The 17,378-nt window shown below is 69.4% G+C and carries 20 protein-coding genes; 2 read left to right on the plus strand and 18 right to left on the minus strand.

Translation table 11 applies throughout. The features are described from left to right. Positions 1 to 148: 148 nt before the first annotated feature. The 6 genes from ACTOWL_RS31565 to ACTOWL_RS31590 all read right to left on the minus strand — a co-directional run bounded on the left by ACTOWL_RS31565 (position 149) and on the right by ACTOWL_RS31590 (position 5,533). A complete protein-coding gene (locus ACTOWL_RS31565; protein WP_441325257.1) occupies positions 149 to 544 on the minus strand; it encodes a c-type cytochrome in 396 nt (131 codons plus the stop codon). Positions 545 to 576: 32 nt separating this feature from the next. Further along, the gene (locus ACTOWL_RS31570; RefSeq protein ID WP_441325258.1) at positions 577 to 2,175 is read right to left on the minus strand and encodes a flavin monoamine oxidase family protein; all 1,599 of its coding nucleotides are present in this window, start codon (positions 2,173 to 2,175) and stop codon (positions 577 to 579) included. Between the two features lie 237 nt (positions 2,176 to 2,412). Then, positions 2,413 to 2,922 carry an OsmC family protein gene (locus tag ACTOWL_RS31575; protein ID WP_441325259.1) on the minus strand — a complete coding sequence of 170 codons (510 nt, stop codon included), beginning with the start codon at positions 2,920 to 2,922 and terminating at the stop codon, positions 2,413 to 2,415. Positions 2,923 to 2,931: 9 nt separating this feature from the next. Continuing rightward, a complete protein-coding gene (locus ACTOWL_RS31580) occupies positions 2,932 to 3,726 on the minus strand; it encodes an ABC transporter ATP-binding protein (protein ID WP_441325286.1) in 795 nt (264 codons plus the stop codon). A gap of 2 nt (positions 3,727 to 3,728) precedes the next feature. Continuing rightward, entirely contained in the window at positions 3,729 to 4,556 is an 828-nt protein-coding gene (locus ACTOWL_RS31585) for an ABC transporter permease (protein ID WP_441325260.1), read from the minus strand. Continuing rightward, positions 4,553 to 5,533 (minus strand): aliphatic sulfonate ABC transporter substrate-binding protein, encoded by a 981-nt coding sequence (locus ACTOWL_RS31590; RefSeq protein WP_441325261.1) that lies wholly within the window; start codon positions 5,531 to 5,533, stop codon positions 4,553 to 4,555. The genes ACTOWL_RS31585 and ACTOWL_RS31590 overlap by 4 nt, the downstream gene beginning before the upstream one ends. Positions 5,534 to 5,721: 188 nt before the next feature. Between ACTOWL_RS31590 and ACTOWL_RS31595 the strand changes: the two genes are divergently transcribed. Next, positions 5,722 to 6,108, plus strand: coding sequence for a nuclear transport factor 2 family protein (locus tag ACTOWL_RS31595; protein ID WP_441325262.1), 387 nt, complete (start codon positions 5,722 to 5,724; stop codon positions 6,106 to 6,108). Positions 6,109 to 6,130: 22 nt separating this feature from the next. Here the strand turns inward: ACTOWL_RS31595 and ACTOWL_RS31600 are convergent, their stop codons facing one another. The 12 genes from ACTOWL_RS31600 to ACTOWL_RS31655 all read right to left on the minus strand — a co-directional run bounded on the left by ACTOWL_RS31600 (position 6,131) and on the right by ACTOWL_RS31655 (position 16,319). Continuing rightward, on the minus strand, positions 6,131 to 6,439 hold the full coding sequence (locus tag ACTOWL_RS31600; protein ID WP_441325263.1) for a hypothetical protein: 309 nt from the start codon (positions 6,437 to 6,439) through the stop codon (positions 6,131 to 6,133). A gap of 41 nt (positions 6,440 to 6,480) precedes the next feature. Further along, the gene (locus ACTOWL_RS31605; protein WP_441325264.1) at positions 6,481 to 7,725 is read right to left on the minus strand and encodes a chloride channel protein; all 1,245 of its coding nucleotides are present in this window, start codon (positions 7,723 to 7,725) and stop codon (positions 6,481 to 6,483) included. Positions 7,726 to 7,824: 99 nt separating this feature from the next. After that, positions 7,825 to 8,205: a HesB/IscA family protein gene (locus tag ACTOWL_RS31610; protein WP_441325265.1), complete on the minus strand. Its 381-nt coding sequence runs from the start codon at positions 8,203 to 8,205 to the stop codon at positions 7,825 to 7,827. Positions 8,206 to 8,302: 97 nt separating this feature from the next. Next, the gene (locus ACTOWL_RS31615; protein ID WP_441325266.1) at positions 8,303 to 8,740 is read right to left on the minus strand and encodes an iron-sulfur cluster assembly protein; all 438 of its coding nucleotides are present in this window, start codon (positions 8,738 to 8,740) and stop codon (positions 8,303 to 8,305) included. Beyond that, positions 8,737 to 9,177, minus strand: a complete 441-nt coding sequence (locus ACTOWL_RS31620; RefSeq protein WP_441325267.1) for a SufE family protein — start codon at positions 9,175 to 9,177, stop codon at positions 8,737 to 8,739. The genes ACTOWL_RS31615 and ACTOWL_RS31620 overlap by 4 nt, the downstream gene beginning before the upstream one ends. Before the next feature lie 2 nt (positions 9,178 to 9,179). Next, positions 9,180 to 10,433, minus strand: coding sequence for a SufS family cysteine desulfurase (locus ACTOWL_RS31625; protein WP_441325268.1), 1,254 nt, complete (start codon positions 10,431 to 10,433; stop codon positions 9,180 to 9,182). 5 nt (positions 10,434 to 10,438) lie between these two features. Next, complete coding sequence (gene sufD / locus ACTOWL_RS31630; RefSeq protein WP_441325269.1) at positions 10,439 to 11,770, minus strand: Fe-S cluster assembly protein SufD; 1,332 nt, start codon at positions 11,768 to 11,770, stop codon at positions 10,439 to 10,441. A gap of 7 nt (positions 11,771 to 11,777) precedes the next feature. Then, on the minus strand, positions 11,778 to 12,527 hold the full coding sequence (sufC, locus tag ACTOWL_RS31635; protein ID WP_441325270.1) for a Fe-S cluster assembly ATPase SufC: 750 nt from the start codon (positions 12,525 to 12,527) through the stop codon (positions 11,778 to 11,780). Between the two features lie 103 nt (positions 12,528 to 12,630). Next, positions 12,631 to 14,085, minus strand: coding sequence for a Fe-S cluster assembly protein SufB (gene sufB, locus ACTOWL_RS31640; RefSeq protein WP_441325271.1), 1,455 nt, complete (start codon positions 14,083 to 14,085; stop codon positions 12,631 to 12,633). A 248-nt stretch (positions 14,086 to 14,333) separates the two neighbouring features. Beyond that, positions 14,334 to 14,660 (minus strand): ferredoxin family 2Fe-2S iron-sulfur cluster binding protein, encoded by a 327-nt coding sequence (locus tag ACTOWL_RS31645; RefSeq protein WP_441325272.1) that lies wholly within the window; start codon positions 14,658 to 14,660, stop codon positions 14,334 to 14,336. An 83-nt stretch (positions 14,661 to 14,743) separates the two neighbouring features. Next, positions 14,744 to 15,841: a cysteine desulfurase family protein gene (locus tag ACTOWL_RS31650; RefSeq protein ID WP_441325273.1), complete on the minus strand. Its 1,098-nt coding sequence runs from the start codon at positions 15,839 to 15,841 to the stop codon at positions 14,744 to 14,746. 10 nt (positions 15,842 to 15,851) lie between these two features. After that, the gene (locus tag ACTOWL_RS31655) at positions 15,852 to 16,319 is read right to left on the minus strand and encodes an Rrf2 family transcriptional regulator (protein ID WP_441325274.1); all 468 of its coding nucleotides are present in this window, start codon (positions 16,317 to 16,319) and stop codon (positions 15,852 to 15,854) included. Between the two features lie 382 nt (positions 16,320 to 16,701). Here ACTOWL_RS31655 and ACTOWL_RS31660 point away from each other — a divergent pair, with 382 nt between their 5' ends. Next, positions 16,702 to 17,364, plus strand: a complete 663-nt coding sequence (locus tag ACTOWL_RS31660; RefSeq protein WP_441325275.1) for an alpha/beta hydrolase — start codon at positions 16,702 to 16,704, stop codon at positions 17,362 to 17,364. Positions 17,365 to 17,378: the final 14 nt, after the last annotated feature.

The following is a 17,378-nucleotide window of genomic DNA, read 5'->3' on the forward strand; positions in this document are numbered from 1 at the left end:
CAGGCCCTCGGCCTCGCCTCCGTCGCCGACCCGCTCACCGCTTAATCCCCCGAACCGCCGGATACGGACCCGTATGTCCGGTGGTGTGGGAGGGGGGAGCCGCGAGGCTTCCCCCTATCCCGATAAGCGCCCTCTTTGGTGCGCGTGGTCAATTGCGGGCGTCGGCCACGTCCTGGGCCGTCACCGGATCGGTGTAGGCATTGCCGAGATTGGTGCGCAGGTAGTTCACCACCGCGGCCACCTGGTCGTCGGTCATCATCTTGCCGATCGGCGGCATGCCCTTCAGGCCGTGGACGACGACATAGACCGGATAGGCCCCGGCTTCGAGATTCGGATTCTTCGCCAGGGCCGGGTAGTGGCCGGCGCCGGCCGCGCCCTGCCCCGCCGGCATGTGGCAGGCCTGGCAGACATTGGCGAACAGGGCGGCGCCATCGGCCTCGGCGAAGGTCGAGGCCGGGCTCAGCATCGGAGCGTCCTGGGCGACCGCGGCCACGGGCAGCAGCAGGAGGATCGCGGCCAGCCGGGCCGCCGAACGGACGATCATGGCGGAGTTCCTGTGGGATGGGCGGAGAGCGGTCATGCGGCGATCACCCGATGGTGCAGCCGCTCGATCGCGTTCAGCGCCGAGAGGATCGCCCCCTCCTGCCAGGCCGGGATGTAGGAGGCGTGCTCGCCGGCCAGCACGATGCGGCCGTCGATCTGGCACAGGTTGTCGTAGTGCTGGGCCCGCGCCTCGTCGGTCCAGTCGCCGGCGCAGCCCAGGGTGAAGGGCACCCGGTGCCAGGCCACGGAGATGCCGGTCTCGAACTCCGCCGCGTATTGCGGGTGGATCTGCTGGCCGTACTGGACCGCGCGGCGCACCCGCTCGGCCGGGTCCATGGCGGTGAACTCGTAGGAGTTCGGGCCGTTCCAGCTGTAGGCGCCGAGCAGCACGCCCTTGCCGCCGAGATTGTAGCCGGTACTGGGATAGGAGATCTGGCGGATCGGCAGGTCGGTGTAGCTGATGCCGCCGTAGATCGCCTCGTCCTCCTCCCAGAAGCGACGCTTGAACTGCAGCCCGACCTTGACCGAGGAGGCATAGGGTACGGCCTCGATCGCCGCCTGCATCTTGGCGCCGACATCGATCGGGATCTGGCTGAGGACGGTCAGCGGGATGGTGCAGACGCACCAATCGGCCTTGGCCTGCAGCGGGCTGCCGGGGCTCGTGGTGTCCTCATAGGTCACGGTCACCCCGCCCTCGCCCTGCTGGATCCGGGTAACCTTCGCATTGTAGCGGATCAGGCCGCCGAGCTGCGCGGCGAAGGCCTTGCCGATCATGTCCATGCCGCCGACCGGCTGGAACATGGTGGTCTGGAACTCGTAGAGGGCGAAGCTCTGCAGGCTGCGCCACAGCCGCGAGCCGAGGATGTCGGACAGGCCGATCGGCTCGCCCGGCACCGGCTCGGCCCCCAGCCCGCCGCCAGCATCCTTGGCGTAGCCGCGGAAGTCGGCCGAGATCTCGCCGGCCTTGTAGCCGTAGTCCTTGTCCAGGGCGCCCCAGGCCTTCAGCGCCTGCAGCAGGATCTCGCGATCCTCCTTCGACACCGCCTCGTCCAGCTTGCCCTGCTGCGTCGCCTTGGCCAGCAGCTCGGAGACATGGCCCTGGAAGTCGGTCTTGATCTCGCGGATGCGCTGCGGCTTGCCGCCGAAGCCCTTGGTGTTGTGCAGCAGCGCGTTGTGGTTGAGCTGCTGGAACGGCTCCAGCGCCACTCCCAGGCGCCGGCAATAGGCCAGCACGCCGTGATGATGGTACGGGATGCGCCAGGGGCCGGGGTTGAGGTACAGCCCCTGGTCGAAGCCGCAGGTCTGGGTGGCGCCGCCCAGCTCGGTGTAGCGGTCGCCGCCGCGCAGCGTCCAGTTGCGCCCGCCCGGCCGGTCGTTGAACTCCAGCACCTGGACCGAATAGCCGGCCTGGCGCAGTTCCAGCGCCGCGGTCATGCCGGCCAGGCCGGCGCCGAGCACCAGCACCGTGGCGCCCTTCGGGTCGCCGCCCAGATCGACCGGCCCCTTGTAGCCGGACTCCGCCGCCAGGCCGAGGCTGGTCATCGCCTGGTACATGGCGGCGCTGCCCGCCGTCATCCCGATCAGCGACAGCAGGCCGCGGCGGCTGACGCCGTCCCCCTGTTCCTCTTGCATCGATCATGCCCCTTCGACAGTCGCGGCGGAGCGATCCGGCCGCGGATGACGACAGCAGCAAGAACGATGCCAGAGCAGCAAGAACGATGCCAGAATGGGAAAGCCTCGTCTCCGGCGCCGTGAGGGCCCCGATCAGGCCCCATCCGGTGCCGAAGCAAAAGGCACCGGATCAGGCAAATATTAGGCAGTTGTCAATACAAGGATTCGGCTTGAATTTTCGCCAAATCAGCCATGGATTCAAGCATTCACCAGGTCGACCATGAACTCGGCCGGCTGGCGCAGCGTCTGGTAGACGACGCAGTAGCGCTCGGTCAGCTTCTGCAGGGTGGCGCGCTGCTCCTCGGTCAGGTCGCCCTCCACGGCGAAGCGCAGGCGAATGGCGCGGAAGCCGACCGGGGCGTCCTTGGCCACGCCCAGCGTGCCGCGGAAGTCGAGATCGCCCTCGGCCGAGACGGTGCCGCCGGTGATCGGCAGGGCCAGCGCCGTCGCCACCGCCTTCAGCGTCACCCCGGCGCAGGCCACCAGCGCCTCCAGCAGCATGTCGCCGGAGCACAGCGACAGGCCGTCGCCGCCGGTCGCCGGGTGCAGCCCGGCCTCGGCCAAAGCGCGGCCGGTCTCGACCTTGCAGGTCACCCCCTCCTCGCCCAGCCGTCCGTTGGCGCGCAGAGTGATCAGGGCCGCATCCGGCGCCTCGCGATACTTGTCCTTCAGCGGCGCCTGCAAGGCGCGCAGCGTCTCGGCATCCATCGTCGTCTCTCAGATCGTGACGGGCACGGCCGAAGCCCGGGCCCCTGCGGCGCCCGCATCGCGGCCGGCCGCAGCATCCCGCGGCGGCGCCAGGGAGGATAGCACGGCCTCGCGCAGCCGCAGCAGCTCCGGTGCCCCTTCCCGCTCAGACCGGGCCAGCGGCACGGCGATGTCGGCGGCGATCCGGCCCGGCCGGCCGGCCAGCACCACCACGCGGGCGGCCAGGGCCAGCGCCTCGTCGATGTCGTGCGTCACCAGCATCAGGGTGGGCTCGAGCCAGTCCCGGATCTCCAGCAGGTGGCGGTGCAGGTCGCGCCGGGTGAAGGTGTCGAGCGCGCTGAAAGGCTCGTCCAGCAACAGCACCTTGGGCCGGGCTACCAAAGCGCGCGCAATGGCGACGCGCTGGGCCATGCCGCCGGAGAGCTGTCGCGGCCAGGCGTCGGCAAAGCCCGCGAGCCCGACCCGGGCGATCGCCTCCGCCGCCAGCCGCGCCGCCTCGGCCCGGGGCAGCCGGCCGAGGCCGAAGCGGATATTGGCCTCGACCGTCAGCCAGGGCATCAGCCGCGGCTCCTGGAACACCACGCCGACATCCTCACCCGGCCCGTCCACCGGATGGCCGGCGACCGAGAGCGTGCCGGCCGTCGCCCGCTCCAGCCCGGCGATCAGGCGCAGCAGCGTGCTCTTGCCGCAGCCGCTGGCGCCGACCACGGCGACGATGGCGCCGGACTCGACCGCGAGGTCGATGCCGGCCAGGGCATCCAGCCCGTTCGGGTAGCGCTTGGCGACGCCGGTGAGGGAGAGCATGGTCACGCCCCCTCCGGCCTGAAGCCGTCCTGCCAGCGGACCAGCCGCGCGCCGAGCGTGGCCAGCGCCATGTCGCTGAGCTTGCCGAGCACGGCGAACAGCAGGATCGCGGCCAGGATGGTGGCCGGGCGGCCGGTCATCTGCCCGTCGACCAGCAGGTAGCCGAGGCCCTTGCTGGCGCCCATGAACTCGGCCGCCACCACGAACATCCAGCCGAGGCCGAGCCCGCCGCGCAGGCCGGTGATGTAGGTCGGCAGCGCCGCCGGCAGCAGGATCCGGCGCACCAGGTCCCAGGTGCCGAAGCGGTAGATCCGCCCGACCTCGACCAGCTTGCGGTCGACCGAGGCGATGGCGCCGGCCAGGGTCAGGTAGACCGGGAAGAACACGCCGACCGCGATCAGCAGCACCTTCGGCGTCTCGAAGATGCCGAACCACAGGATGAACAGCGGGACCCAGGCGATCGACGGGATGCTGCGGAGCGCCTGGATGCTGGGGTCCAGCAGGCGGCGGGCCAGCGGCCACACGCCGGTGGCGGCGCCCAGCGCCGTGCCAGCGGCGGCACCGAGCAGGAAGCCCCACCACACCCGCCACAGCGTCGCCAGCACATGGTCGAGCAGCACGCCGCGCGCCGCCAGGTCGCCCAGCGTCCGGAGGATCTGCGAGGGCGGCGGCAGCAGGCGGGTCGAGACCAGGCCGAGGGTGGCCAGCACCTCCCAGCCCAGGGCGAGCCCGACCGGCAGGATCAGCCCGACCGCGACGGTGCCGAGCGCGCCGGCGGCGCGCGGCTCGCGGATGGTGGTTCCGACGGCGGCGGGGTCGAGGCTGGTCATGGCTGCGCCAGCGCGGTCTTGAAGCGGGCGTCGAGCAGCGCGTCGACTGCGGCCGCGACATCGACCGAGGACTCGATCACCCCCGCCTTCTGCAGCGCCAGCCCGGCGTTCAGGATGGTGTCGCGCTTCGGCGCGTCGATCGCCGGGCCGGACAGGTCGGTGCGCTCCAGCTGCCTGGCCGCAACCGCGTCGCTGAGGCCGGCGGCCTGGACCAGGGCGGCGCGCAGCTCGTCCGGATGGGCCAGGGCGTAGGTCCGCGCCTGCTCATAGGCGCGGATCACCGTCTCGACGATCTCCGGGTGGTCGGCGGCGAACTGCTCGTTCACGTTCAGCACGCCATAGGTGTTCAACTCGGGCTTGCGGTAGAACAGCCGCGCCCCCTGCTCCAGCTCCGCCTGCGCCATCATCGGGTCCAGCCCGGCCCAGGCGTCGACCTGGTGGCCGATCAGGGCGTTGCGGCCGTCGGCGTGCTGCAGCAGCACCACCTCGATGTCCTGCTCCGTCAGGCCGTGATCGGCCAGGGCGCGCAGCAGGAAGATGTAGGGGTCGGTGCCGCGGGTGACGGCGACCCGCTTGCCCTTCAACTCCTCGACCGACTGGATCGGGCTGTCGCCATTGGTCACCAGCGCCGTCCATTCCGGCCGGGAATAGGAATAGACGGCCTTGATCGGGCTGCCGTTGATCCGCGCCAGCAGGGCCGCGGCGCCGGCGGTGGAGCCGAACTGGACGCTGTCGGAGTTCAGGAACTCGATCGCCTTGTTGCTGCCGGCGCTCTGCACCCAGGTCACCGACACGCCCTGCGGCTTCAGCGCCTCCTCCAGCCAGCCCTTGTCCTTCAGCACCAGGCTGACCGGGTTGTAATAGGCCCAGTCGAGGGTGATGCCGGACACCGGATCGGCGGCCCGGCCGAGCGTCGGCGCCAAGGCGGCAACGACGATCGAGCCGGCCAGCAGCAGGCGGCGCGACAGGGTGATCATGGTCGGTCCTTTCGGCTGGCAGGATTCACGGCCCCGGCCCGTTGATTGACGAATAGCATACAGTATTTTGGAAATAGTTTGCATAAAATACAATTATTTAATGGTATTTCATATTCATAACAGGCCCTCGACAGACAGGATTGTCTTCGGCATAATGAACAAATTGGGAACAAATTGACCGAAATGCCATGGACGACCATGTCGTCACCGCCCTGTGGCGTGCTTTCGATGCGCGCGACTGGTCCCGCGCCCTCGGTTTGCTGGCCGATGATTTCGTGGCGGACTGGCCGCAGACCTGTGAGCGCGTCCGTGGTGCCGACGCTTTCATCGCCCTCAACGCCAACTATCCTGGCCGCTGGCGCTGCCATCTGCAGGAGTTGATCCAGGCGGGCGAGCGGGCGGTCTCCCGCGTGCTGCTGACCGACGGCAACGATATCGTGCACGCCGTCTCGCTGTACCGCCTGCGCGACGGCCAGATCACCGAGGCGGTGGAGGTGTTCGCCGATTCCGGCGAGCCGCCCTATGACCGCAGCCGCTGGACCGAGCGCTACGAGCTGAAGCTGCCGACCGGCTGAGGCTGGAGATAGAGGCGGGTGCTCAGCAGGCCACCGTCAGCTCGACATATTCCGCCCGCATCGGGTTGTCGCCCGGAATGACCTTGGTCACCTTGCAGGCCGACACCTGCTCGATCGCCTTGCGCTCAGCGGCACGGACCTTGGCCGGGGACGGGCCGATCAGGCTCGGCCCCACCAGCCAGGCGCCCCAGCTGGTTTCCGTCAGCCGGGTGACGCCGATGTCGAGGCCGTTCACCGTCACCGTCCGTGACAGCGCGCCAGGCGACTCGCCCGGGTTCTGCGTGCAGCCGAGGAGCGCCAGCGCGATCAGCGCCGGAAGACCGTATCTCACCTGAACCCCCAAAGGTGCTTTTTCCTTTGCGGCAGACGATATCAGGTTGTCCCTGAAGGATTCCAGCCGCCTCGCGCAAGAATTCGCTCGGCCAACACATGATACAACCCATGCCGCAGCACCAACCGCGATCCCGCCCAGGCCAGGCCGACGGCCGGGATTAGGATGGCGAGGCCGCGGGATTCGCCCGTCATCTCCGCCAGCAGCACCAGGGCGGTGACCGGCGAATGGGTGACGCCGGTCAGGTAGGCGGCCATGCCGACCAGCATCAGCGACGGCACCAGGTCGGGGTCGACCAGCGGCGCGAAGATGACGCCGAAACCGGCGCCGACCGAGAGCGAGGGCGCGAACAGGCCGCCCGGGATGCCGGCCGAGGAGGCCAGGGCGGTGGCGGCGAACTTGGCCGGGAAGAACCACCAGGCGAGGCTGTGCCCGCCTTCCAGGGCCAGCCGCGTCGGCTCGTAGCCGGTGCCGAAGGTGACGCCGCCGGCGGCCAGGCCGATCAGCCCGGCGAGGAGGCCGCAGCTGGCGGCCGCGGCCAGCACCGACCAGCGGCCGAACCGGCGGAACAGTCGCGGCAGCAGCCGGGTCAGCGCCAGGACGCAGCGGCCGAACAGGCCGCCGAGGATGCCGGCCAGCGCCGCGACCAGCAGGAAGACCGGGATCGCCCCCGGCGTGAAATCCAGCGCATGGCGGCCGAAATAGGTGTAGTCGCCGAGCACGGCGATGGCGACGGCGGAGGACAGGAAGATCGCGGCCAGCACCGCCATGCGGTTGCGGATGTCGAAGCCGCCGACCAGCTCCTCCAGCGCGAAGACGATGCCGGCCAGCGGCGTGTTGAAGGCACCGGCCAGCCCGGCCGCGCCGCCGGCGGTGATCACCCGCCGCAGCCGCGCCGGGTTGGCGTGCGGCGTGAACCAGGCCAGGATCACGGCGCCGACCTGCACGGTCGGCCCCTCGCGCCCGATCGAGCCGCCGCAGGCGAGGCCGACCAGGCAGAGCAGGATCTTGCCGATGCCGGTGCGGGCGTTGAGCTGGCTCGGCATCAGCTCCAGCGGCCGGCGCATCGCCGCGATGCACTGCGGGATGCCGCTGCCGGGCGCCGCCGGGAACCACCGCTGGGCCGCCAGGGCCGAGGCGCCGAAGCCGACGGCGCCCAGGATCGGCGCCAGCCACAGCCGGCCATCGGTCAGCCAGAAGAACAGGCTCTGCGCCTCGTCCGCGGCCTTGGCAAAGGCGACGGCCATGCAGCCGACCAGGATGCCGCCGACGGCGAAACGCATCATCCGCCGCAAGCGCGGCGGCGACAGAAGACGGCGGAGGGTTCGGGGAGTCAGGTCCGGCGCGTCGCCGGCCGGATGCGCCATGGCGACGGCCGAGCCGCGTTACGCGCCGACCGGGGCGGGTTCCTTGCCTTCCGGCTGGGCCACCCGGAAGCTCTCGCCGCAGCCGCAGCGGTCGACCTCGTTCGGGTTGTTGAACACGAAACGGGCGCCGAACTCTTCCTGGACCCAGTCCATCTCGGTGCCGAGCAGGAACATGATCGCCGAGGGGTCGATCAGGACGGTGACGCCCTTGCTCTCGACCACATCCTCGAACTTCTTCCGCTCCTCGGCATATTCCATGAAGTAGCTGAGGCCGGAGCAGCCACGCGCCTTGACCCCGACCCGGAGGCCGAGGATCGGCTTCGGCGACTTCGCGATCAGGTCGCGCACGCGGTCGGCGGCGCGGTCGGTCAGGGAAATCGGCGGCGGTAGGGCGCGCATCCTGTTCACCTCTTGTCCTCGACCCACAAGATGGGCCGATCGGGAAAAGACTTCAACGGTCTGCGGCGGCAAGGCAGCCCCGCCCTGCCCCGTCCTCTCACATTCCGAGCGCCAGCCGGGCATCCTCGCTGGCGCGCTCGATCGACCAGGGCGGGTCCCAGGTCAGGTTGACCTTGGCCTCGGTCACGCCCGGCACCACCGCGGCGCCGCGCTCGACGATCATGGGCATCGATCCGGCCACCGGGCAGTTCGGCGCGGTCAGGGTCATGTCGATCGCGACCTTGCCCTCCGGCGACACCTCGACCCGGTAGATCAGCCCGAGCTCGACGATGTTGACCGGCAGCTCCGGGTCGAACACCAGGGTCAGGTTGTCCATCACCGCCGAGCGCGTGGCCTCGACGTCGAGCGGGTAGGTGACCTTGGACAGCGGCGTGACGACATGGATCCAGTCCGGCTCCGGCACGTCCAGCGTGCCGGCGCGCATGAAGTCGTTCAGGCCGAGGCCGTCATCGGGGAAGTGGGCGGGTGGGGTCATGATGATGTCGCCTCCCGCGCGGCCAGATGGCGCCGCGCGATCTCCTTGATCCGTTCGACCATCGAGGCCAGCCCGTTGCGGCGGCCGCTGGTCAGATGGGTGTCGAGGCCGAGCCGGGTGAACAGGCCGCGCAGGTCCATCGCCGCCACCTCTTCCGGCCGGCGGCCGGAGAACACGCTGGTGACGATGGCGATCAGCCCCTTGACGATGCGGGCGTCGCTGTCGCCCTGGAACACGATGTGGTCCGGCGCCTGGTCTTCCGGCCGGGCGATCAGCCAGACCTGGCTCTGGCAGCCATGCACCTTGTTGGCCTCGACCCGCTCGGCCTCCGGGAAGGGCGGCAGCGCGTCGCCCAGGCTGATGATGTAGGCGTAGCGCTCCTCCCAATCGTCGAGGAGGGCGAAGTTCTCCTCCAGCTCGTCCTGGGACAGCTGCATCGTCATTTCCCGAACAGCTTGACCACCTTGCCCAGCGCCTCGGCCATCACGTCGATCTCGGCCTTGGTGTTGTACAGGGCGAAGGAGGCGCGGGCCGTCGCCGGCAGCCCCAGACGCTCCATCAGCGGCTGGGCGCAGTGATGGCCGGCCCGCACGGCGACGCCGGCCTGGTCGATCACCGTGCCGATGTCATGCGGATGGGCGAAGTCCATGGCGAAGGAGATGATCGAGGCGCGCTCCCGCGCCCGGCCGACGATGGTCAGGCCCGGGATCTGCGACAGCCGCTCGACGCCGTAGTCCAGCAGATCGCGCTCATGCGCCGCGATGGTGTCGAGGCCGAGCGCGGTGACATAGTCGATCGCCGCCTTCAGCGCGATGGTCTGGGCGATGGCCGGGGTGCCGGCCTCGAACTTGGCCGGCAGCTCGGCGAAGGTGGTGCCGGAGAAGCTGACGGTGCGGATCATCTCGCCGCCGCCCTGCCAGGGCGGCATCGCCTCCAGCAGTTCCTCGCGGCCGTACAGGATGCCGACGCCGGTCGGGCCGTACAGCTTGTGGCCGGAGAAGGCCAGGAAGTCGCAGCCCAGCGCCTGGACGTCGATCGGCATGTGGGTGATCGCCTGGGCCGCATCCAGGAGCACCTTGGCGCCGACCGCATGCGCCCGCTCGATCACCGCCTTGACCGGGACGATGGTGCCGAGCGCGTTCGACATGTAGGTGATCGAGACCAGCTTGGTCCGCGGGGACAGCAGCGTCTCGAACTCGTCGAGCAGGAAGTTGCCGTCGTCGTCGATCGGGGCGACCTTGAGGACCAGCCCCTTCTCCTGCGCCAGCAGCTGCCAGGGCACGATGTTGGAATGGTGCTCCAGCACCGAGACGATGATCTCGTCGCCTTCCTTCAGGAAGGCGCGGCCGTAGCTCTGGGCCACCAGGTTGATCGCCTCGGTGGTGCCGCGGGTGTAGATGATCTCCTTGATCGAGGCGGCGTTGATGAAGCGCTTCACCGCCTCGCGCGTCGCCTCGAAGGCGTCGGTCGCGGCGCCGCTGAGATAGTGCAGGCCGCGATGGACGTTGGCGTATTCCTCCTCGTAGACGCGGCTCTCGGCGTCGATCACCGAGCGCGGCTTCTGCGCCGAGGCGGCGTTGTCGAGATAGACCAGCGGCTTGCCGTAGACGGTGCGGGACAGGATCGGGAAATCCGCCCGCACGGCGTTCACGTCATAGGCGTTGATGCCGCTCGCATGCAGCCGGGTATCCATCGGGCCTAACCCTCCTGGTGCCGCGCGGCGAGCCAGCGCTCGACCGCGGCTTCGAACTCCGCGCGCACCGCCTCGTCGGCGACCTCCTCCAGCGCCTCGCGCAGGAAGGCCTCGACCAGCATGGCCCGGGCGACGCGCTCGTCGATGCCGCGGCTGCGCAGGTAGAACAGCGCCTCGGCGTCGATCTCGCCGACCGTGGCGCCATGGCTGCACTTGACGTCGTCGGCGTAGATCTCGAGCTCGGGCTTGCTGTCGATCTCGGCGGTGCGCGACAGCATCAGCGCCCGGTTCAGCTGGTAGCCGTCGGTGCGCTGGGCGTCGCGGCGGACGATGATCTTGCCTTGGAAGACGCCCCTGCCCTTGCCGTCCAGCACGCCCTTGAACACTTCGCGCGACCGGCAGTCAGGCACGGCGTGGTCGATCAGCGTGGTGGTGTCGATGTGGCGGCTGCCGTCGGCCAGGTAGGCGCCGGTGATGTGGCCGTTGCCGCCGCGGCCGGTGAAGGTCGCGACCACCTCGGTCCGCGCCAGGTCGGCACCGAGGCTGAGGGTGAAGCTGTCATAGGTGGCGTCGCGGCCGATGGTGGCGCTGCCGTTCAGCAGATGCACCGCGTTCAGCCCCTCGCTCTGCCGCCGGTAATGGCGCAGCCGGGCGCCGTCGCCGATCTCGACGTCGACCACCACATTGGTGAAATAGCCGGTGCCGTCGGTGCCGTGATAGGCCTCGATCACCGTGGCCTGGCTGTTGGCGCCGGCCAGGACCAGGATGCGCGGGTGGCTGGCCACCGCCACGGCGCCGGGCGCGGTCAGGAAGACCAGGCGGACCGGCGCCTCGACCACCGCGCCGGGGGCAATGCGCAGCACTGCGCCGTCCTCGACCAGGGCGGTGTTCAGCTCGACCAGCGAGGCCGCATCGGCGGGCGCGGCGAAGCGGGATTCGACCTCGACGTCGCCGGCCTCCAGCGCCGCGGCATAGCCGTCGAGGCGCAGCCCCTTCGGCAGATCGCCGAGATGCGACAGCTCCGGCCGCAGCCGGCCGTTGACGAAGACCATGGACGGGCCCTGCGCCGGCACGAAGCCGCGCAGGGAGTCCGGCAGCGCCGTCTCGGCCGGCGCCGTGGCGCCGTTCAGGCCCAGCTTCTCCAGCCGCCGCAGGTCAGTGTACTTCCAGGCCTCCTGCTTGCGCGTCGGCAGGCCGAGGCTCTCGAACCGGGCCATCCCCGCCTCGCGGCGGCGGGCGACGGCGCTGTGGCCGACGCCGGGCAGCGCCGAGCGGCTGGCGGCGAAACGCTCGCGTTGGGCGGCGACGACAGGCGATGGGGTGATCCGCTCGCTCATCGCGGCCTCACGCGGCTGCCGGGATAACGCCGGCGTAGCCTTTTTCCTCGAGCTCCAGCGCCAGATCCTTGCCGCCCGACCGGACGATCCGGCCGTCGGCCAGGATGTGGACGTGGTCGGGGACGATGTGGCTGAGCAGGCGCTGGTAGTGGGTGATCACCAGGAAGGCGCGGTCGGGCGAGCGCAGCTTGTTCACGCTCTCGGCCACCACCTTCAGCGCGTCGATGTCGAGGCCGCTGTCGGTCTCGTCCAGCACCGCGAGGGCGGGCTCCAGCAGCGCCATCTGCAGCGCCTCGTTGCGCTTCTTCTCGCCGCCGGAAAAGCCGACATTGACCGAGCGCTTCAGCATCTCGGTGTCGATGCCGAGGCTCTTGGCCTTCTCGCGCAGCAGCTTGATGAACTCCATCGGATCCAGCTCGGCCTCGCCGCGATGCTTGCGGTGGGCGTTGTAGGCCGTGCGCAGGAAGGTGACGGTGCCGACGCCGGCGACCTCGAGCGGGTACTGGAACGCCAGGAAAACGCCCGCCCGCGCGCGCTCCTCCGGCTCCATCACCAGCAGGTCCTCGCCCTCGAAGGTGATCGACCCGCCGGTGACCTCATAGCCGTCGCGGCCGGCGATGACGTAGCTGAGCGTCGACTTGCCGGAGCCGTTCGGCCCCATGATGGCATGGATCTCGCCCTTGCTCAGGGCGAGCGAGACCCCCTTCAGAATCTCCTTGCCGTCGACGGCGACGTGCAGGTCCTTGATCTCCAGCATTCCGCGTTCCCTCGCCGCTTCACCGCGGCCTTTCCTCGAAACAATGCGGCGGCGCAAGGCCGGCCATCCTCTTACGATCTCGCCGCGCGAGCGCGGCGGGGCCTCAACCGACCGAGCCTTCCAGGCTGATGCCGACCAGCTTCTGCGCCTCGACCGCGAACTCCATCGGCAGCGCCTGCAGCACCTCGCGGCAGAAGCCGTTGACGATCAGGCCCAGCGCCTCCTCCGTGCCGATGCCGCGCTGGCGGCAATAGAACAGCACGTCGTCGCTGACCTTGCTGGTGGTCGCCTCGTGCTCCACCTGCGCCGTCGGGTTGCGGCTCTCGATGTAGGGCACGGTGTGGGCGCCGCACTGGTCGCCGATCAGCAGGCTGTCGCACTGGGTGAAGTTGCGCGCGCCCTCGGCGCCCGGCAGGATCCGCACCAGGCCGCGATAGGTGTTGTCCGACTTCCCGGCCGAGATGCCCTTGGAGATGATCCGGGAGGTCGTGTTCTTCCCGATATGGATCATCTTGGTGCCGGTGTCGGCCTGCTGGCGGTTATTGGTGATCGCCACCGAGTAGAACTCGCCGACCGAATTGTCGCCCTGCAGGATGCAGCTCGGGTATTTCCAGGTGATGGCCGAACCGGTCTCGACCTGGGTCCAGCTGACCTTGGAGTTTCGGCCGCGGCAGGCGGCGCGCTTGGTGACGAAATTGTAGATGCCGCCCTTGCCCTCCTCGTCGCCCGGATACCAGTTCTGGACGGTGGAGTATTTGATCTCGGCGTCGTCGAGCGTGACCAGCTCGACCACCGCGGCGTGCAACTGGTTCTCGTCGCGCTGCGGCGCGGTGCAGCCCTCCAGATAGGAGACGTAGCTGCCCTCGTCGGCGATGATCAGGGTGCGCTCGAACTGGCCCGTATTCTCCGCATTGATGCGGAAATAGGTCGACAGCTCCATCGGGCAGCGCACGCCCTTGGGGATGTAGACGAACGACCCGTCGGTGAACACGGCCGAGTTCAGAGTGGCGAAGTAGTTGTCGGAATAGGGCACCACCGAGCCGAGATACTGGCGCACCAGCTCCGGGTAGCGCTGCACCGCTTCGGAGATCGAGCAGAAGATCACCCCGACCTTCTCGAGCTGGTCCTTGAAGGTGGTTGCCACCGAGACGCTGTCGAACACGGCATCGACGGCAACGCCGGCCAGCTTTTCCTGCTCGCGCAGCGGGATGCCGAGCTTCTCATAGACGGCCAGGATATCGGGATCGACCTCGTCCAGGCTGCCGAGCTTGGGCTTCTTCTTCGGCGCGGCGTAGTAGTAGGCGTTCTGGTAGTCGATCGGCGGGTGGCTGATCCGCGCCCAGTGCTTCTCCTCCATGGTCTGCCACAGCCGGAAGGCGCGCAGCCGCCATTCCAGGAGCCATTCGGGCTCGTTCTTCTTGGCGGAGATGAAGCGGACGGTCTCCTCGGTCAGCCCCTTCGGCGCGGTCTCCATCTCGATGTCCGAGAAGAAGCCATGCTTGTAGCGGCTGTTCGTGATCTCTTCGACCTGCCGGACCGTCTCCTGGACTGCCGCCATGCCTCGCTCCTCAACCCTGTGCCAGGAACCGATTAACCGAGTGGGCTAGTCGGGTACTCCGATGTGGAAGGCCCCGAGGAATAGTCCTTGGAGGGCCAGTGTTGCCGCCCTTCCCTCGCCAATAGATAGGCGTTTCGGCGGCGATTGCCAGCGAAAACCCGACTGCGAGAGTCGTTCTCAACCGCGCCCGGGTGAACTCCGCCATGCGGTCCGCTCATGCCGCCGGCCGGTCACCCTATCCCCTTGCATCACATCAGATTGTTGCTGCCGCCCGGCAGCCGCACCGTCAGGCCGTCGAGCTCGTCGCTCATGATGATCTGGCAGCCGAGGCGCGAGGTCTTGGTCAGGCCCCAGGCGAGGTCGAGCATGTCCTCCTCGTCCTCCCGCGCCGGCAGCAGCCGGCCGTACCAGTCCGGCTCGACGATCACGTGGCAGGTCGAGCAGGCCAGCGAGCCCTCGCAGGCGCCTTCCAGATCGACGTCGTATTTGTGCGCGATCTCCATGATCGACAGCCCGGCCGGGGCGTCGATCTCGCGCCGGTTTCCGTCCGGCTCGATGAAGATGATCCTGGGCATTCTGGCCCGTACTCCTGCTCGAAGACGTGGTGTTCTACGAAAGCGCCGCAAAGGGGGCAACCGGCGAAACCTCATGCCACCTCTCAGGCCACCGCACGGCTGCGCCTTCGCCGGGTGAGATCGGCCCAGGCGGCGGCGCAGCGGTCGATCGCCGCGGCATCGGTCCCGGGGCCCAGGCTGATCCGGATCGCGCTCTCGGCCAGGTCGGCCGGCAGCCCCATCGCCTCCAGCACATGGCTGCGGCGGACCTTGCCGGAGCTGCAGGCCGAGCCGGCGCTGACCGCGACCCCGGCGAGATCGAGCGCCGCGACCTGGGTCTCGGCGGTGACGCCGGGCATGGCGACGCAGCTGGTGTTGGCGACGCGCGGCGCGCCGGCGCCCAGCACCACCGCACCCTCGGCCGCGAGCCTCCGTTCGAGATCGTCGCGCAGCGCCGCGATCCGCGGCATATCCGCCCGATCGGCCACGGCGGCCGCGGCGGCGCCGAAGCCGGCGATGCCGGCGACGTTCTCGGTGCCGGCCCGGCGCCGGCCCTCCTGCGCCCCGCCGCGCAGCAGCGGCGCCAGCGGCAGCCCGTCGCGCAGCACCAGGGCGCCGATGCCCTGCGGCCCTCCCAGCTTGTGGGCCGAGAGGCTGAGCGCATCGACCTCGACCCCGACCACGGGCAGCGCGATCCGCCCGGCGGCCTGCACCGCGTCGCAATGCACCAGCGCGCCGTGGCGGCGGGCGACCGAAGCGGCCTCCGCCACCGGCTGGATCACGCCGGTCTCGTTGTTCACCGCCATGATCGAGACGACCGCCGGCCCGGCATCTTCCGCCAGCATCCGGTCAAGAGCGTCGAGATCGACCCGGCCGTCGCCGCCGACCGGAATCCGGTCCGTGGCCCAGGCCAGGGCGCTGTCATGCTCGATGGCGGAGACGAGGACCCGGCGCCGACCAAGGCCGGTGAGCGCCAGGGCGTTGGCCTCGGTGGCGCTGCCGGTGAAGACGATCTGGGCCGGGGCGACCCCGGCCAGGGCCGCCACCCGCGCCCGCCCCGTCTCGACCAGCCGGCGGGCCTCCCGGCCGAAGCGGTGCACCGAGGACGGGTTGCCGACGGCCTCGAGCGCCGCGAGCATGGCCTCGCGCGCCTCCGGCCGCAGCGGCGCGGTGGCGTTGTGGTCGAGATAGACAAAAGTCACGGCGCGCGCCTCACTCGGCGGCGACCGTCGCGCCCTGCCCGGAGGAGAACAGATGACTGGAGCCGAGCACCCGGCGGTTGACCACGTCCTCGATCGTCACCGAGGACAGGTACATATGGATCTGGTTGCCCAGCTCCTCCCACAGGTCGTGGGTCAGGCAGCGGCTCTTGTCGCTGTGGCAGCCGAGCGGGCTGTGCTTCTCGCAGCGGGTGGCCTGGATCGGCTCGTCCACCGCGAAGATGATGTCGGAGATCCGCACCGTGCCGCAGGGCCGGGCCATGAGGTAGCCGCCGCCGGGCCCGCGCACGCTGCGGACCAGGCCGCCGCGGCGGAGCTTGGCAAACAGTTGCTCCAGATACGGCAAGGAGATTTCCTGGCGGAGAGCGATGTCGGCGAGCGCCACCGGGCCGTCGGCCCCGTGCCGTGCCAGGTCGACCATCGCCATGACGGCGTAGCGTCCCTTGGTGCTCAAACGCATGTTCTGCGCCCCCAACGGCCCGACCTGCCCGCCGGACCGAAATTGCGACTGCTGCCCGCACCGCCGACCGGATGCCCATCGCCTCTGGCGGCCCGGCCTGCAGCGCAATCCGCGTTTCTCAGCCCCGACCCGCCCGGTATGCCTCGATCAAGACGCTTGAACACGAAGGCCGTCCCGATGCTATACGAACAATTCCCGTGGATCGTGTTGACGGCGGTGGCCGGCACGGTCCGCGTCGTGGCAGGGTGAGTGACCGCTTAGATATAGATATCCGAGTGCAATGGTCAAGAAAGCCGCCCCACCGCGCCGCCAGGCGGCACCGCAAGACGCCGCGCCGGTGATCCGGTCCGCCACGTCGCCATCTCGAGGAGCTTAACGGCCGATGCCGGACGTCATCTTCAACGGATCCGAGGGACGCCTCGAAGGCCGCTATACCCCGAGCAAGCGCACCAACGCGCCGATCGCCCTGTTGCTGCATCCGGACCCGCTGGGCGGCGGGACGATGTTCAACAAGATCGTGCACACGCTGTACCAAGCGTTCAAGAAGCACGAATTCACCGTGCTGCGCTTCAACTTCCGCGGCGTCGGCCGCAGCCAGGGCATCCATGACCGCGGCGAGGGCGAGCTGTCCGACGCCGCCTCGGCGCTGGACTGGATGCAGGCGCTGAACCCGAACGCCGAGGCCTGCTGGGTCGGCGGCTTCTCCTTCGGCGCCTGGATCGGCATGCAGTTGCTGATGCGCCGGCCGGAGATCGACGGCTTCATCACGATCGCGCCGCCGGCGAACAAATACGACTTCACCTTCCTGGCGCCGTGCCCCTCCTCCGGCCTGATCGTCCAGGGCGACAAGGACGACACCGTGCCGCATGAATCGGTGCAGAAGCTGGTCAACAAGCTGTCGCAGCAGAAGGACATCAAGATCGACTACCGGGTGGTCCCGGGGGCGAACCACTTCTTCACGCTGCACAACGACCAGCTGCTGGCCCATATCGACGACTATCTGACCAAGTCGGTGAAGCTGGCGCCGCCGCAGGCCGCGGACTGAACCGCCGGCGCCGC

Source organism: Inquilinus sp. CA228, from assembly GCF_052078665.1.
Lineage (GTDB): Bacteria > Pseudomonadota > Alphaproteobacteria > DSM-16000 > Inquilinaceae > Inquilinus.

Excerpts from the sequence above, each read along its gene's own strand:
- ACTOWL_RS31565 (WP_441325257.1), bottom strand. The coding sequence starts at position 544 with ATGATCGTCCGTTCGGCGGCCCGGCTGGCCGCGATCCTCCTGCTGCTG.
- ACTOWL_RS31570 (WP_441325258.1), bottom strand. The coding sequence starts at position 2,175 with ATGCAAGAGGAACAGGGGGACGGCGTCAGCCGCCGCGGCCTGCTGTCG.
- ACTOWL_RS31575 (WP_441325259.1), bottom strand. The coding sequence starts at position 2,922 with ATGGATGCCGAGACGCTGCGCGCCTTGCAGGCGCCGCTGAAGGACAAG.
- ACTOWL_RS31580 (WP_441325286.1), bottom strand. The coding sequence starts at position 3,726 with ATGCTCTCCCTCACCGGCGTCGCCAAGCGCTACCCGAACGGGCTGGAT.
- ACTOWL_RS31585 (WP_441325260.1), bottom strand. The coding sequence starts at position 4,556 with ATGACCAGCCTCGACCCCGCCGCCGTCGGAACCACCATCCGCGAGCCG.
- ACTOWL_RS31590 (WP_441325261.1), bottom strand. The coding sequence starts at position 5,533 with ATGATCACCCTGTCGCGCCGCCTGCTGCTGGCCGGCTCGATCGTCGTT.
- ACTOWL_RS31595 (WP_441325262.1), top strand. The coding sequence starts at position 5,722 with ATGGACGACCATGTCGTCACCGCCCTGTGGCGTGCTTTCGATGCGCGC.
- ACTOWL_RS31605 (WP_441325264.1), bottom strand. The coding sequence starts at position 7,725 with ATGATGCGTTTCGCCGTCGGCGGCATCCTGGTCGGCTGCATGGCCGTC.
- ACTOWL_RS31610 (WP_441325265.1), bottom strand. The coding sequence starts at position 8,205 with ATGCGCGCCCTACCGCCGCCGATTTCCCTGACCGACCGCGCCGCCGAC.
- ACTOWL_RS31615 (WP_441325266.1), bottom strand. The coding sequence starts at position 8,740 with ATGACCCCACCCGCCCACTTCCCCGATGACGGCCTCGGCCTGAACGAC.
- ACTOWL_RS31620 (WP_441325267.1), bottom strand. The coding sequence starts at position 9,177 with ATGCAGCTGTCCCAGGACGAGCTGGAGGAGAACTTCGCCCTCCTCGAC.
- ACTOWL_RS31625 (WP_441325268.1), bottom strand. The coding sequence starts at position 10,433 with ATGGATACCCGGCTGCATGCGAGCGGCATCAACGCCTATGACGTGAAC.
- sufD (WP_441325269.1), bottom strand. The coding sequence starts at position 11,770 with ATGAGCGAGCGGATCACCCCATCGCCTGTCGTCGCCGCCCAACGCGAG.
- sufC (WP_441325270.1), bottom strand. The coding sequence starts at position 12,527 with ATGCTGGAGATCAAGGACCTGCACGTCGCCGTCGACGGCAAGGAGATT.
- sufB (WP_441325271.1), bottom strand. The coding sequence starts at position 14,085 with ATGGCGGCAGTCCAGGAGACGGTCCGGCAGGTCGAAGAGATCACGAAC.
- ACTOWL_RS31645 (WP_441325272.1), bottom strand. The coding sequence starts at position 14,660 with ATGCCCAGGATCATCTTCATCGAGCCGGACGGAAACCGGCGCGAGATC.
- ACTOWL_RS31655 (WP_441325274.1), bottom strand. The coding sequence starts at position 16,319 with ATGCGTTTGAGCACCAAGGGACGCTACGCCGTCATGGCGATGGTCGAC.
- ACTOWL_RS31660 (WP_441325275.1), top strand. The coding sequence starts at position 16,702 with ATGCCGGACGTCATCTTCAACGGATCCGAGGGACGCCTCGAAGGCCGC.